This window comes from Rhodospirillaceae bacterium, from assembly GCA_040219235.1.
GTDB lineage: Bacteria > Pseudomonadota > Alphaproteobacteria > Rhodospirillales > Rhodospirillaceae > WLXB01.
Window position 1 is genome coordinate 15952 of sequence record JAVJSV010000007.1, and the last position, 12707, is coordinate 28658.

A 12707-nucleotide genomic window follows, 5' to 3' on the forward strand; every position below is an offset into this window, starting at 1 on the left:
CGGGTCAACCGTTGGCAGACAGACTCAGGCCCGATGAACTGAAAGATGTCGTTGGCCAAGATCACTTGCTCGCCAAAGAGGGGCCAATCGGTCGGATGCTAGAGACTGGGCGACTATCGTCAATTCTCTTATGGGGGCCGCCTGGGTGCGGAAAAACCACCATCGCGAAGCTTCTGGCCGGACGAACAGATATGCATTTTGAACCGCTGTCAGCTGTTTTCTCCGGCGTTGCGGATCTTAAAAAGGTATTTGCAGCGGCAAAAGAAAGAGCCTCAATGGGTCGCGGGACTTTATTGTTTATCGATGAAATCCATCGCTTTAATAGAGCACAACAGGATGCGTTCTTGCCTGTGGTTGAGAATGGCACCATTACCCTTATCGGGGCAACGACCGAGAACCCATCCTTCGAGTTAAATGCGGCGCTGCTGTCCCGCTGTCAGGTGCTGGTACTGCACCGTCTCAGCGACGCTGCCTTAGAGACATTGCTGTGCCGCGCAGAAGAGTCCAAACACGTCAGCTTACCGCTGACCGAAGACGCACGTGCAGCGCTCCGTGCCATGGCCGACGGGGATGGTCGGCACATACTAGCTCTCGCCGATGAGCTTCTAGCACTTTCAGATGTAACCGATCCACTAACACCTGCTGATCTTGCGGCCACGCTGCAGCGCCGTGCGCCTGTTTATGACAAAGACCGCGAGGGCCACTACAACCTCATCAGCGCCGCTCATAAATCTCTCCGGGGCTCTGATCCAGACGCAGCCTTGTACTGGGTGTCACGTATGATTGATGGCGGAGAAGACCCGACTTACATTCTTCGGCGCTTAACCCGGTTCGCCGTCGAGGACATCGGCCTTGCCGATCCGCAGGCGGTTGTGCAGGCGCTCTCCGCGTGGGATGTGTACGATAGGTTAGGCTCTCCTGAGGGTGATTTGGCGATTTCACAGTTGGTGATTTACTTAGCAACGGCACCTAAATCCAACGCCGCCTATCGTGCCCACAAGCTCGCGAACCAGTCGGCCAAAAAAACCGGCTCCCTGATGCCGCCGAAGCATATCCTGAACGCGCCGACAAAACTTATGAAGACCCTGGGCTACGGTAAAGATTACGCTTACGATCATGACAGCGATGACGGGTTTTCGGGGCAGAACTATTTTCCCGAGACGATGGCCCGGGAAACGTTCTACAGCCCACCTGAACGTGGTTTTGAACGCGAGATCAACAAGCGTCTAAACTACTGGAATAAGCTGCGGCGTGAAAAGAACGCCCAAGCTAAGGATTAAGCCACATGAATTGGACAGTCGTTGCGTCGGTTGCTGCCGGAGGTGCCGTAGGGTCCGCCCTGCGCTATCTGACCACCGTTGCCGTGCAACGCGCCTTTGGGACTGGGTTTCCCATCTGGACCCTCAGCGTCAATGTTTTGGGTGCCTTTATCATGGGCGTGCTGGTGTCTACAATTGCTCTCAAATGGTCGCTCGGGCAGGTGGGGCAAGCGTTTCTGATGGTAGGTGTGCTCGGCGGCTTTACGACCTTTTCAGCGTTCTCATTGGATGTCGTGACCCTCTATGAACGCAATCAAACCCTGGCCGCGGGCGGATACATCCTGGCGTCGGTGGCGCTGAGCATCGCTGCCCTGATCGCCGGGATGAATTTAGCGCGCGCGGTGCTGGCATGAGCGGCGTTCATCACCGCACCGTTGCTGCCGATGAAGCGGACCTGAGACTGGATCGATGGTTTAAGCGGCATTTTCCCGGCCTCACGCACGGTCAGTTGGAAAAGATGTTGCGCAAAGGCCAGGTGCGCGTCGATGGCGGGCGTGCCAAAGCGAACCTGAGGCTAGAGCCGGGCCAGACCTTGCGTATTCCGCCGATGCCCGAAGCATCAGATGTTCCGCGCCAACCAAAAAATGAATCCTACGCCGATCCCGAATTGGTTCAAATCCTGTTGGATAGCATTCTTTATAAAGATAGAGATGTGCTGGCCATCAACAAGCCCGCTGGTGTGGCGGTACAGGGCGGCAGCGGGGTATCCGTTCATATTGATGGTGCATTGGATGCGTTGAAGTTCGACGCCAAAGAGCGCCCCAAACTTGTTCACCGGCTAGATAAAGATACCGCAGGTGTCTTGCTGCTCGGACGCAGTGCATCGGCAGCTGCCGAGCTCACCAAAGCCTTTCGTCATAGAGAGGCACAGAAACTCTATTGGGCTGTGGTGATTGGCTGCCCCGAAGTGCCGGACGGCCAAATCGAAGCCGCGCTGTCCAAGAGCGGCGGCCCCCAAGACGAACGTATGCACATAGATGCTGAGGATGGAAAAGCAGCCATAACTGATTTTAAAGTCATCAGCAGTGCCGCAGGCAAAGTGTCGTGGCTGGATTTGCGTCCTCGCACCGGGCGAACCCATCAGCTTCGTGTCCACTGTGCTGCGATTGAGACACCAATCCTCGGCGATGGAAAATATGGTGGACGCACAGCCTTTTTAGCCGATCTGCCTGGAGCTAAGGCGCTGCATTTGTTTGCCCGTGGTATTCGTTTGCCCCGCCGGCAAGGCCCGCCGTTAGAGGTCTACGCGCCGCTGCCACCTCAAATGGCCGAGACATTCAAATATTTTGGTTTCGAGCTTTCTGAAGCCGATAACATTTAGGTCTGTCAGCACGTGCCAAAGTTACCCCTCGTTATTCTCGATCTTGATGGCACCCTCGTTGATAGTCAGCACGTTATCGTCCAGATGATGACGGTGGCAGCAGTGCAAACCGGTTTGCCTGTGCCCTCTGACGATGCTGTCAAGAGCATCATTGGTCTGTCATTGGATCACGCGATTTATGAATTGTTCCCAATGGCTGAAGGCTCAAAGCTTCCTGATGTGGTTGAGGCATATCGCACCGAAGCCCTGCGTGTGCGGGCGCAACCCAATGACCCGGAGGTTTTGTTCGACGGGGCGAGGGACTTCGTGAGCCTGCTCAGGCAGAGCGGCTATTTGCTTGGTATTGCGACTGGTAAAGCGCGCCGCGGTGTTGATCATTTTTGTAAAAAATATGAGATGGTCGGATGGTTTGATACCATTCAAACGCCCGATACCAACCCGGGAAAACCACACCCTGGCATGATCGAGTCGGCGCTTTCTGAGACGGGCGCATCAATTGAGCACGCGGTCATGGTGGGCGATACAACTTTTGATATAGAAATGGCCCGGAATGCGGGGGTTTTTGCCATAGGCGTTGGCTGGGGCAATCATCATATCCCAGCCCTTGAGCAGGCCGGTGCAGACCATATAGTACAGAGTATGGAAGATTTGCCGCAGGTCATTTCACGGATATTAGGATAAGAGGCACAACATGAAACGTATTATACTAATTCTAGGTGGTGCCTTTGTCGTTGTCGTCGCAGGTGTTTTCATTGTCTTAGCAACGCTCGACATCAACCAGTATAAAGGTTTGATTCAGGATCAAGTTGCCGCGGCGACGGGTCGTACGCTCACCATCGACGGTGATCTTAAACTCGCCATATCCCTAAACCCTGCAATCCAGTTGAACGGTGTGCGTTTCCAAAATGCAGAGTGGGGCTCCCGCCCGGATATGGCCGTGATCGAGCGCATTGAGGCATCGGTTCCTCTGATTCCACTGCTCTCCGGCAGGGTTGAAGTGACGCGTCTGGCGCTTGTGAAGCCGGATATTTTATTAGAGCGCAATGCAGACGGACGCGCCAACTGGGACTTTAGCAGTGCAGAAACAGCTGCCGATGCGGAAGCAGAAGCGACCGCTCTCGCCATTTCAGCGATTGAGGTTGATGACGCCGTATTCTCCTTTAATGACGCCCAGGCGAATTCTAAAATCAGTGCCGCGCTGGAAAGACTGAGGATCAACATCACCGGCGACCTCCTCGCACCGGTCATTCAGAAAATTGATCTTGAGAATCTCGCCGCCAGCATGGCGAGCGATTCAGGGGAAGACACGTCCATTGTTGTCGCTTTCCTAACCGTTGATGCCACTTCAAGCGGTGCGGACCTGTCCCTTGAGTCAATCGCCGCCGGACAAAATATAACGGCGGATGGCACCATCGGCCCCCTCGGTCGGCTGGTCGCGATGGAAGGTGTGTTTCCGGCCAAGCTGGCGCTTTCACTGGGTGAGTTCGACTTCGACACGGATCTCAACGTCGATTTGTCTGCCGCGCGACCCAAAATATCTGGCTCAATCACCTCAGAGACGCTTGATCTCACAAAGCTGCCGCCCACGGAAGACGTGGCGTCGGCCAAGCTGTTCCCGTCCGACCCCATCCCCATGGACGGTCTCAAAGCCGTGGACGTGGATTTGGATATACAGGTGGCGCGTCTGATCCTGCAGAAATCGCTGGCCCTTACGAATTTAAAGACCAACATCAAACTGGTTGATGGCCGCTTAGAGCAAAGCCAAACGGCTGAGATTGCCGGGGGCACGCTTGAGTCAGATATTCAGTTCACCGCGCCGTCCGGTGTTGTGATAATCAGTTCAAATGGCACGGGCATCTCTGCCGAGCGTATTGCCAAAGATTTGGAAGCTACCGACATCATTACTCAAGGTTTGCTTGATTATGAGCTGTCGTTAAACGGCCGGGGGCTAAGTGTTGCCGCCCTCATGGCGAGCCTTGATGGATCAGTGATCGGCGGCATGGGCGAAGCCCGCATTCGCAACGACGCGATCAATTTGGCAGGTGCAGACTTCATCTCTCAGCTGATTTCCAACATAAACCCCTTTATGGCCCAGGAAGACTTCACTGTTGCTCAATGTGCTGTGGTCAACTTACAGGTACAAGACGGAATAGCGCGCACAGACAAAGGCATCGCATTTGTGTCAGACCGGATTGAAGTCACGTCTTCGGGCAGCATCAATCTGGCCGACGAAAAAATAGATCTCAACATACGGCCAAAGGCCAAAGAGGGGCTAGGCGTTGGCATGGGTAAGCTCACCCAAGTCGTTAAGATCAGCGGTTCGCTCTCAAATCCGGGCATCGGTTTCGATGCGGCGGGCGCGGTCAGGTCTCTGGGCTCCATAGCGGGTGCTTTTGCGACCGGCGGGGCCTCCTTGTTGGCTGAAGGCGCCCTGGAAAGAGGTCAAAGTGCCGGCGATACCTGTCAGGCAGCGCGGACGTGGCATCTTGCTGGGAACTGATCAGCAGCCGGTAAGACTGCCAAAACAAGAAACCCGCCGGAAACGAGTCTACAAGACGGTTGCTATCACTGAGGAAAATGGAAGCTATTTTCTCCTGCTTGATGGCCGGGTGCTTCATACGCCCCTGCGGGCAAAGCTTATCACTCCATTTAAATCTCTAGCCGAAGAGGTTGCGTCTGAATGGGATGCGCAGGTGGAGTATATTGACCCCGCGACCATGCCGCTGACGAAGTTACTCAATACCTGCGTTGATCGCGTTTCTTCCAACCCTGAACAAATCGTAGATGGTTTGCTTCAGTATGTTGATACAGACTTGCTCTGTTATCGGGCAGAGGGACCGGAGACACTTGTCGAGCGGCAGTGTAAAGTTTGGCAGCCTGTGCTGGACTGGCTTTCAGCAACGCACGGCATTTCACTGCCCGTTGTGCAGGGCATTATACCAACAGCCTATCCACCGGAAATTAAGTCCCAAATGGGTGCCTTGATGTTGTCCTTCCAGGCGCCAGCGTTGACAGCCGTCCAGGGCGTGGCCTCACTCACGTCATCTTTGTCTCTGGCGTTGGCGATGGTTGGTGGCCGCCTCTCAGGTGCGGAAGTTGCGGCTGCGGCCAACTTAGATGAAACGTGGCAAATGGAACGCTGGGGCGAAGACAAAGAGTCGCGTGATCGTCTCAACCGCTTGCAGTCGGACGTTTTTGCGGTCGAGCGCTTTTTGGTATTGCAGCGTTAGGGTTTAGCTGTTGCTGTCAGGGTCTTTTTTTATAGGCTCACTTGAAGCCTCAATCGTATGCTTCATGATCACTGGCACCAGCGCAAAGCTGAAAACCAAAGTCAGCGGCATAACCCCAAAGACTTTGAAAGACACCCATGTGTCTGTTGAAACGGTCCGCCACACCACTTCGTTCAATATCGCCAGAAACACAAAAAAGCCGGTCCAGGCTTTGGTCATGATCAGCCATCCCTGATCCGTCATATTTAAGGCAGAGTCTAATACGATTTTGAGAAACAAACGCCCCGTTAAAAGGCCAAAGGCGAGGATGGTGGCGAATAGTAAATTAACAATGGTGGGTTTGACCTTGATAAAGGTTTCATTCTGAAGCCACAGGGTTAGCCCGCCAAAAATCAGCACGAACACGGCCGTAACCAGCGGCATGGTCGGGATCGTCTTATTCAGGCTGTACGAGACGCCCAAGGCAAAGACAATCGCGACCATAAACGCCAGGGTGGCGTTAAAGATGCCAAATTGTGCGTTGGTCAGAAAGAAGACGACCAAAGGGCCGATTTCCAGGACGAGCTTCAAAATTGGGTTCATATGCAGGTGTATACGGAGGGTTGGGCGGTTTTGTCCATGTATGTCCTCATATCTCTGTGCTTTTTCGTCATGAAAGTGCTTTCGGTCCTATTCTTTCTGTCATTTTTTCGTTTCCCAAGGCGTCCATTATGCTATCCCCTAGGGCGTCAAGAAACCGTAATCAGCCGCTTCAGAGCTGATGACCGGCAGAGGGGACCAAATGACTGAAATAATCCAGAAACTCGAAGAAAAACGCGCTCAGGCCCGCCTTGGGGGCGGCCAACAGCGTATTGATACGCAACATAGCAAGGGGAAATTGACCGCGCGTGAGCGCATAGAGATTCTCTTTGACGAGGGATCCTTCGAAGAATGGGATATGTTCGTCGAGCACCGGTGTGTTGATTTCGGGATGGCTGAACAAAAGGTTCCTGGAGATGGCGTGATCACGGGCTATGGCACAGTTAATGGTCGCCCTGTGTTTGTCTTCAGCCAAGACTTTACAGTCTTTGGCGGATCACTTTCCGAATCACATGCGAACAAGATTCTCAAAGTGATGGAAAAGGCGGTTCAGGTTGGAGCGCCTGTTATCGGCCTGAACGATTCTGGCGGCGCGCGCATTCAAGAAGGGGTTGCGTCCCTTGCTGGGTATGCGGATGTGTTTCATCAAAACGTTTTGGCGTCCGGTGTCGTCCCGCAGATTTCGATGGTCATGGGGCCGTGTGCCGGCGGGGCGGTGTATTCCCCCGCGATTACCGATTTTATCTTTATGGTCAAAGACACTTCTTACATGTTCGTCACCGGCCCGGATGTGGTCAAGACCGTGACACATGAGACCGTGACCCAGGAAGAACTCGGTGGCGCTATGACGCATGCCTCAAAATCTGGCGTCGCTGATGGGGCGTTCGAGAATGACATTGAAGCCCTGTTGCAACTTCGCCGGCTGTTGGACTTTCTGCCTCTGAACAACAAAGAAAAACCACCAACGATCCCGTGCGATGATCCACCAACGCGAGAAGATTTCTCTTTGGATACGTTGGTGCCGGACAGCGCCAATAAGCCCTATGACATGAAAGAGTTGATCACGAAGGTGGTCGATGAAGGCGATTTCTTTGAAATTGGAGAGCATTACGCCAAGAACATGATCATCGGCTTCGGCCGCATGGAAGGCCGGCCTGTTGGCATCGTTGCTAATCAGCCAATGGTCTTGGCAGGGTGCTTAGACATTGAATCCAGCCGCAAGGCAGCCCGCTTTGTGCGCTTCTGTGATTGTTTCAATATACCAATCCTGACGTTTGTCGATGTCCCTGGATTTATGCCGGGAACCGATCAAGAGTTCGGCGGCATTATCAAGCATGGGGCAAAACTGTTGTACGCTTTCGCTGAAGCGACGGTGCCCAAAATCACAGTTATTACGCGTAAGGCTTATGGTGGTGCCTACGACGTGATGAGCTCGAAACATATCGGCGGCGACGTTAACTTTGCTTGGCCAACGGCTGAGATTGCTGTGATGGGGGCAAAGGGGGCGGTGGAAATTATCTTCCGTCAGGATATCGGTGATACCAAAAAAATCGCCGCCCGTACCAAAGAGTATGAAGAGAATTTTGCCAATCCGTTTAGGGCCGCCAATCTTGGCTTCATTGATGACGTGATCATGCCCCATGGCACACGCCGTCGCGTCTGTAATGCGCTGGCAATGCTGCGCACCAAGGACGTTAAGAACCCCTGGAAAAAACACGGCAATATCCCGCTGTAAAAAAAAGCGCGCAAAAAAAGTCTAAGGACGGGACGTAAGCATATGTTCGATAAAATTCTGATTGCAAACCGTGGCGAGATTGCCTGCCGCGTGATCAAAACAGCCCGTAAAATGGGCATCAAAACAGTCGCCGTTTATTCTGACGCCGACAAAGAAGCGTTGCATGTCAAGATGGCCGATGAGGCTGTCCGCATCGGTGAAGCGGCGTCGGCTAAAAGTTATCTGAAAGCGGATCGCATCATTCGCGCTTGTAAAAAGACTAAGGCTCAAGCCGTGCATCCTGGTTATGGCTTTTTATCTGAGAATAAGGATTTCCAAAAAGCTTTGGAAAAAGCAGGTATCGTATTCATTGGCCCGAATGCCAAAGCCATTGAAGCCATGGGTGACAAAATCACATCGAAGAAGCTGGCGGATAAAGCCGGTGTGTCAACGGTGCCGGGCTTTATGGGTATCATTAAAGATACCGACGAAGCCGTAAAAATAGCGCGCGATATTGGCTATCCTGTCATGCTGAAAGCCTCTGCCGGTGGCGGTGGCAAGGGGATGCGCATTGCCCACAACGATGAAGAAGCCCGCGAAGGATTCGAGCGCGCCACATCCGAGGCGATTTCGTCCTTCGGCGATGACCGCGTTTTTATTGAAAAATTCATCGAACAGCCGCGTCATATTGAAATTCAGGTCTTGGCCGATGGTCACGGCAATTGCATTTACGTGGGTGAGCGTGAGTGTTCCATCCAGCGCCGTCATCAGAAGGTCATTGAAGAAGCCCCGAGCCCCTTTATCGACGAAAAAACCCGCAAGGCGATGGGCAAGCAGGCCGTAACCTTGGCCAAGGCGGTTGATTACATTTCGGCTGGCACCGTCGAGTTCATTGTTGATGCCAAACGGAATTTCTACTTTTTGGAAATGAATACGCGGCTGCAAGTGGAGCATCCGGTCACCGAGCTTGTCACCGGACTTGACCTGGTCGAGTGGATGATCCGTGTTGCCGACGGCGAAAAGCTGACCGTTAAACAATCCGACATTAAGTTGAACGGCTGGGCCATGGAAAGCCGGGTCTATGCTGAAGACCCGTACCGCAACTTCTTGCCCTCAACAGGCCGTCTGGTCAGTTACCGCACACCCGAAGAAAGCAAGAATGTTCGGGTGGACACCGGCGTTTATGAAGGCGGCGAAATTTCGATGTTCTACGATCCCATGGTGGCCAAGCTGTGCACCTGGGGTAAAACGCGCAACGAAGCCATCGCGCATATGCGCGGTGCACTTGACCGCTATTATATTCGCGGCATCAGCCACAACATTCCGTTTCTGGCGTCTGTCATGTCTAAGAAACGGTTTGTGGACGGCAACCTCACCACCAACTTTATCGCTGAAGAATACCCCGATGGCTTCTCAGATGCAGATTTGCCGCCCGATGATCCGACAGGCTTGATTGCCGTCTCTGCTCTGATCCATCGCGCCTATTCCTCGCGTGCCGCTCATATCAGTGGCCGCCTTAAAGGGCATGAAAAATCGGTCTCCAACAATTGGGTTGTCGATATCGCGGGCAAGCAGGTCAATGTGGTTACGCAGGTTCCAGACGATGTGAGTGGTATAAACGGGACCGTTAAAATTGGCCGCAAGAAAATCGAAATTGCCAGCGCCTGGAGCTTTGGTGAGCCCTTATTCATCGGCAAGGTTGATGGCAAGGAGGTTTGTATCCAGGTCGACCGCGCGGGCATTGGTTATCGGTTGTTCCACAACGGTGCGCAAGTTGTCGCAACGGTCTACACGGCACGTGAGGCAGAACTTGCAAGTCTGATGCCTGTCAAAGTCGCGCCTGATATGTCTAAATTCCTGTTATCCCCGATGCCGGGACTGTTGGTGTCGGTTGAGGTCGCTGTGGGCCAAGAGGTCAAGGCGGGCGAGAAACTTGCCATTGTTGAAGCCATGAAGATGGAAAACGTCCTCAAAGCGGACCGCGATGGTGTTGTCAAAGAAATCCCCCAAAAAACCGGGTCTTCCTTATCCGTTGATCAAGTGATCATGGAGTTTGAATAAGCGGGATCTCATAAACCGGGTTTCATAAACGGAGTCTGAGGCAGTATGGCACTCCCAGATAATGTCACGACCGTTGGGCTGCGTGTGTCCGGTCGGGTCCAGGGAGTCTGGTATCGGGGCTGGACGGTCAAAAAGGCGCGCGCCTTGGGGTTGTCCGGCTGGGTGCGCAATGTCACTGACGGCACAGTCGAAGTCCTTGTGAATGGCCCAAAAGCCAGTGTCGACGATATGATCAAAGCCTGTCATGACGGGCCGCCCGCAGCCAAGGTAGACAAGGTTGAGGTGACCGTGGTCGATCCGCCGGGGAAGGGGGGTGCTTTTCCAACCACCGGTTTTGAGCAGCTTGGCACCTTTGATCCCAGCGAAATGCCGGACATGAGTTAAGTGCTACCTGCCTGAACCAGCGCAGCCTCATTTCATCTCATTAATATCCTCAAAGCACAGCAGGTCAGCCGGCTGGCACTCTAAAATGCCGCATATTTTTTCCAGCGTGGAAAACCGTATGCCTTTGACCTTGCCGGTGCGCAGCAAAGACATATTGGCTTCCGTGATACCTACGGCTTGGGCTAGGTCGCGGGCGGTCATGCGGCGGTCGGCGAGCAGTTTGTCCAGGGTGATGCGGATGGGCATAACAGGTTCCGCTCACACGAAGGAGCGGTTTTCCTCCGCCAGTGCCGCCGCTTCGCCCATCACCCAGGCGATCACTAAAATCATCACACCGGCCAATCCTATGAGCAGTTCAGTTGATCCAAACATCAAAATGAGGTGTCCCTGACCACCCGGAGTTTTTACGGTATCGAGCGATAATGCTAATGAAAAAAGGCCGATTCCGAGCGGTCGCACAATCACCGTCGATATAAGCGCAACGGCAACAAATTTTAGCTGGCGGGCCGCGTCCGCTGTGAACACCGCGCCCGTGGCATATCCCATAAATAGGCGGCGTAACGCCCATAAGGCCCACAGTAAGGGAGCGGTTTGGACCATTACTGCGCCATACGCAGCCGTTCTGGCTAAAACAGATATGTCGTCTGCCTGCACGCCCATTTGTTGTGCGGCATTCTGCATGGCCAGAAACTTGACCCAGAAGAAGCATAAACCTGCCAGACCAATCGGAAAAACCACAGATAAGATGCCACAGATAGCAGCAATAATCTGACTGACTTGCGTGATCCGGATGAGGCGGGGAGAGGGATGTGTCATTTTCAGAAGCCCTATTTAATTATTGTCTTACAATAATAATTATCGTAAAACAGAAAGTATGTCCACGCGCAAATCCTCTTTCCGGCCCATATCCACCATATCTATGGTGATGTTCAGTTTGACCCTGCTCAGCGCCTGCGTTGATCCCCGGCAGGTTGTCGGCCAAGGCGTCAAAGACTGGTGTAAACGCGACGCCCACTGCGGTCGCCCAGGGTCTGACCCCTCCCAGGTGCCGACAGCTGTGCCGCCCAGCCGCGACAATCCCTCTGGCGCCCCCAGATAGTCCGCCTCAGCCTTAACCGCTGTGCGAAACGTAAACATATCACCGCATAGACGGCGGCCATTTCTTAAGGTCAGATAGGCTCAAGGATGATTTGAACTGTTTGAATAGAAGGATGAGTAAATGTTTGATCAAGATCCGATTATTGGCGGTCTGTCGCGCCGGGCGCTCCTTGGTGGCCTTGGCGGCGCCGGCCTTGTGGCAGCCAGCACACCTGCGCTGGCGGCTGGTCACACGCTCGATTTCAGCAATCGGAAGGATCAACTCACCGCACTGATCAAAATGCGGGCCTCCATGGATAATCGCATCGTTATGGGCGGCGTAAAGGGCTACTACTACGGCGTCGTGAACAACAGAATGACCCCGCTGTATGGCGTACTGGCTGGAACTCTGGCCACCTACAAGCAAGTCGACGAATGGAACTATGAAGGCTCATCGTTTGAAGTGGCCTATTTCACCGACTGGGAAACCGGCGAACTTCTGGAGACCTTTGATAACCCTTTTACTGGTGAAACCGTTGAGGTTCCTCAGACTCGCAGTGGTCCCAGCAAGCTCTTCTTAAGCCTAGAAGGCCGCCGCGCACCGTCAGACAACCCCGCGCTGGCTGGATTGGACATCAATCACCGCTTCATCACCCCCAGAAATGACAATGGAACGGTTGTTTTAGTTGAGGAAATCCGGGTCGGTACGCCCGAAGAATTTCCAGGTCCATCCTTTCATTATAACGAAGTCACAACCTATCGTGCTCAAATGGCAGATGTTGCAAATCCAGACGTCAAGCTGGCCAACGAGTCCACCCATTTTAATGGCATCGTAAGTTGGCGGCCCTGGCTGAAGATGTCCGGCCATCCCGGGCATTTGTTCGGCACAGCCACAGGCGGACGTTTTGAAACCATTGAAGATTATCCGCCCTACTACGTGGAACTAACCAACAAACACCATCCTGATGTTTTCTCTGATCCGGCCGCCCTGCTGGCCTCTGCCGATCATTAAGCTACCCTCC

The 12707-nt window shown here is 53.5% G+C and carries 14 protein-coding genes; 10 read left to right on the plus strand and 4 right to left on the minus strand.

The annotated features are described in order from the left end of the window. The first annotated feature begins 11 nt into the window (after positions 1–11). Genes RIC29_02240 through RIC29_02265 form a run of 6 tightly spaced genes read left to right on the plus strand, consistent with a single transcriptional unit; the run spans position 12 to position 5870 of the window. Complete coding sequence (locus tag RIC29_02240; protein ID MEQ8733716.1) at positions 12–1280, plus strand: replication-associated recombination protein A; 1269 nt, start codon at positions 12–14, stop codon at positions 1278–1280. Between the two features lie 5 nt (positions 1281–1285). Continuing rightward, the gene (gene crcB / locus RIC29_02245; protein ID MEQ8733717.1) at positions 1286–1672 is read left to right on the plus strand and encodes a fluoride efflux transporter CrcB; all 387 of its coding nucleotides are present in this window, start codon (positions 1286–1288) and stop codon (positions 1670–1672) included. Next, positions 1669–2640 carry an RluA family pseudouridine synthase gene (locus RIC29_02250; protein MEQ8733718.1) on the plus strand — a complete coding sequence of 324 codons (972 nt, stop codon included), beginning with the start codon at positions 1669–1671 and terminating at the stop codon, positions 2638–2640. The genes crcB and RIC29_02250 overlap by 4 nt, the downstream gene beginning before the upstream one ends. Before the next feature lie 12 nt (positions 2641–2652). Continuing rightward, positions 2653–3321 (plus strand): HAD-IA family hydrolase, encoded by a 669-nt coding sequence (locus tag RIC29_02255; protein ID MEQ8733719.1) that lies wholly within the window; start codon positions 2653–2655, stop codon positions 3319–3321. A 10-nt stretch (positions 3322–3331) separates the two neighbouring features. Beyond that, positions 3332–5140 (plus strand): AsmA family protein, encoded by a 1809-nt coding sequence (locus RIC29_02260; GenBank protein ID MEQ8733720.1) that lies wholly within the window; start codon positions 3332–3334, stop codon positions 5138–5140. Then, positions 5088–5870 carry an ATP12 family protein gene (locus tag RIC29_02265; protein ID MEQ8733721.1) on the plus strand — a complete coding sequence of 261 codons (783 nt, stop codon included), beginning with the start codon at positions 5088–5090 and terminating at the stop codon, positions 5868–5870. Before RIC29_02260 ends, RIC29_02265 begins: the two co-directional genes overlap by 53 nt. Positions 5871–5873: 3 nt before the next feature. Here RIC29_02265 and RIC29_02270 read toward each other — a convergent pair whose 3' ends face one another. Beyond that, positions 5874–6452: a septation protein A gene (locus tag RIC29_02270; protein MEQ8733722.1), complete on the minus strand. Its 579-nt coding sequence runs from the start codon at positions 6450–6452 to the stop codon at positions 5874–5876. A gap of 199 nt (positions 6453–6651) precedes the next feature. Between RIC29_02270 and RIC29_02275 the strand changes: the two genes are divergently transcribed. From RIC29_02275 to RIC29_02285, 3 genes are read left to right on the plus strand one after another with little or no spacing between them, the layout of a single operon-like run. Next, positions 6652–8184, plus strand: coding sequence for an acyl-CoA carboxylase subunit beta (locus RIC29_02275; protein MEQ8733723.1), 1533 nt, complete (start codon positions 6652–6654; stop codon positions 8182–8184). 42 nt (positions 8185–8226) lie between these two features. Next, a complete protein-coding gene (locus RIC29_02280) occupies positions 8227–10224 on the plus strand; it encodes an acetyl/propionyl/methylcrotonyl-CoA carboxylase subunit alpha (GenBank protein ID MEQ8733724.1) in 1998 nt (665 codons plus the stop codon). A 45-nt stretch (positions 10225–10269) separates the two neighbouring features. Further along, on the plus strand, positions 10270–10608 hold the full coding sequence (locus RIC29_02285; GenBank protein MEQ8733725.1) for an acylphosphatase: 339 nt from the start codon (positions 10270–10272) through the stop codon (positions 10606–10608). A gap of 27 nt (positions 10609–10635) precedes the next feature. Here RIC29_02285 and RIC29_02290 read toward each other — a convergent pair whose 3' ends face one another. From RIC29_02290 to RIC29_02300, 3 genes are read right to left on the minus strand one after another with little or no spacing between them, the layout of a single operon-like run. Next, positions 10636–10854 carry a helix-turn-helix transcriptional regulator gene (locus RIC29_02290; protein ID MEQ8733726.1) on the minus strand — a complete coding sequence of 73 codons (219 nt, stop codon included), beginning with the start codon at positions 10852–10854 and terminating at the stop codon, positions 10636–10638. A gap of 12 nt (positions 10855–10866) precedes the next feature. Further along, positions 10867–11424, minus strand: coding sequence for a DUF2975 domain-containing protein (locus RIC29_02295; GenBank protein ID MEQ8733727.1), 558 nt, complete (start codon positions 11422–11424; stop codon positions 10867–10869). Between the two features lie 39 nt (positions 11425–11463). Further along, on the minus strand, positions 11464–11745 hold the full coding sequence (locus RIC29_02300) for a hypothetical protein (GenBank protein ID MEQ8733728.1): 282 nt from the start codon (positions 11743–11745) through the stop codon (positions 11464–11466). A gap of 82 nt (positions 11746–11827) precedes the next feature. Between RIC29_02300 and RIC29_02305 the strand changes: the two genes are divergently transcribed. Next, complete coding sequence (locus RIC29_02305; GenBank protein MEQ8733729.1) at positions 11828–12697, plus strand: DUF1838 family protein; 870 nt, start codon at positions 11828–11830, stop codon at positions 12695–12697. The last annotated feature ends 10 nt before the right edge of the window (positions 12698–12707 follow it).

Bases quoted from the DNA above. Each gene is read 5' to 3' on its own strand.
- RIC29_02250 (MEQ8733718.1), top strand. From the start codon at position 1,669: ATGAGCGGCGTTCATCACCGCACCGTTGCTGCCGATGAAGCGGACCTG.
- RIC29_02295 (MEQ8733727.1), bottom strand. From the start codon at position 11,424: ATGACACATCCCTCTCCCCGCCTCATCCGGATCACGCAAGTCAGTCAG.
- crcB (MEQ8733717.1), top strand. From the start codon at position 1,286: ATGAATTGGACAGTCGTTGCGTCGGTTGCTGCCGGAGGTGCCGTAGGG.
- RIC29_02290 (MEQ8733726.1), bottom strand. From the start codon at position 10,854: ATGCCCATCCGCATCACCCTGGACAAACTGCTCGCCGACCGCCGCATG.
- RIC29_02260 (MEQ8733720.1), top strand. From the start codon at position 3,332: ATGAAACGTATTATACTAATTCTAGGTGGTGCCTTTGTCGTTGTCGTC.
- RIC29_02305 (MEQ8733729.1), top strand. From the start codon at position 11,828: ATGTTTGATCAAGATCCGATTATTGGCGGTCTGTCGCGCCGGGCGCTC.
- RIC29_02285 (MEQ8733725.1), top strand. From the start codon at position 10,270: ATGGCACTCCCAGATAATGTCACGACCGTTGGGCTGCGTGTGTCCGGT.
- RIC29_02300 (MEQ8733728.1), bottom strand. From the start codon at position 11,745: ATGTTTACGTTTCGCACAGCGGTTAAGGCTGAGGCGGACTATCTGGGG.
- RIC29_02275 (MEQ8733723.1), top strand. From the start codon at position 6,652: ATGACTGAAATAATCCAGAAACTCGAAGAAAAACGCGCTCAGGCCCGC.
- RIC29_02270 (MEQ8733722.1), bottom strand. From the start codon at position 6,452: ATGAACCCAATTTTGAAGCTCGTCCTGGAAATCGGCCCTTTGGTCGTC.
- RIC29_02280 (MEQ8733724.1), top strand. From the start codon at position 8,227: ATGTTCGATAAAATTCTGATTGCAAACCGTGGCGAGATTGCCTGCCGC.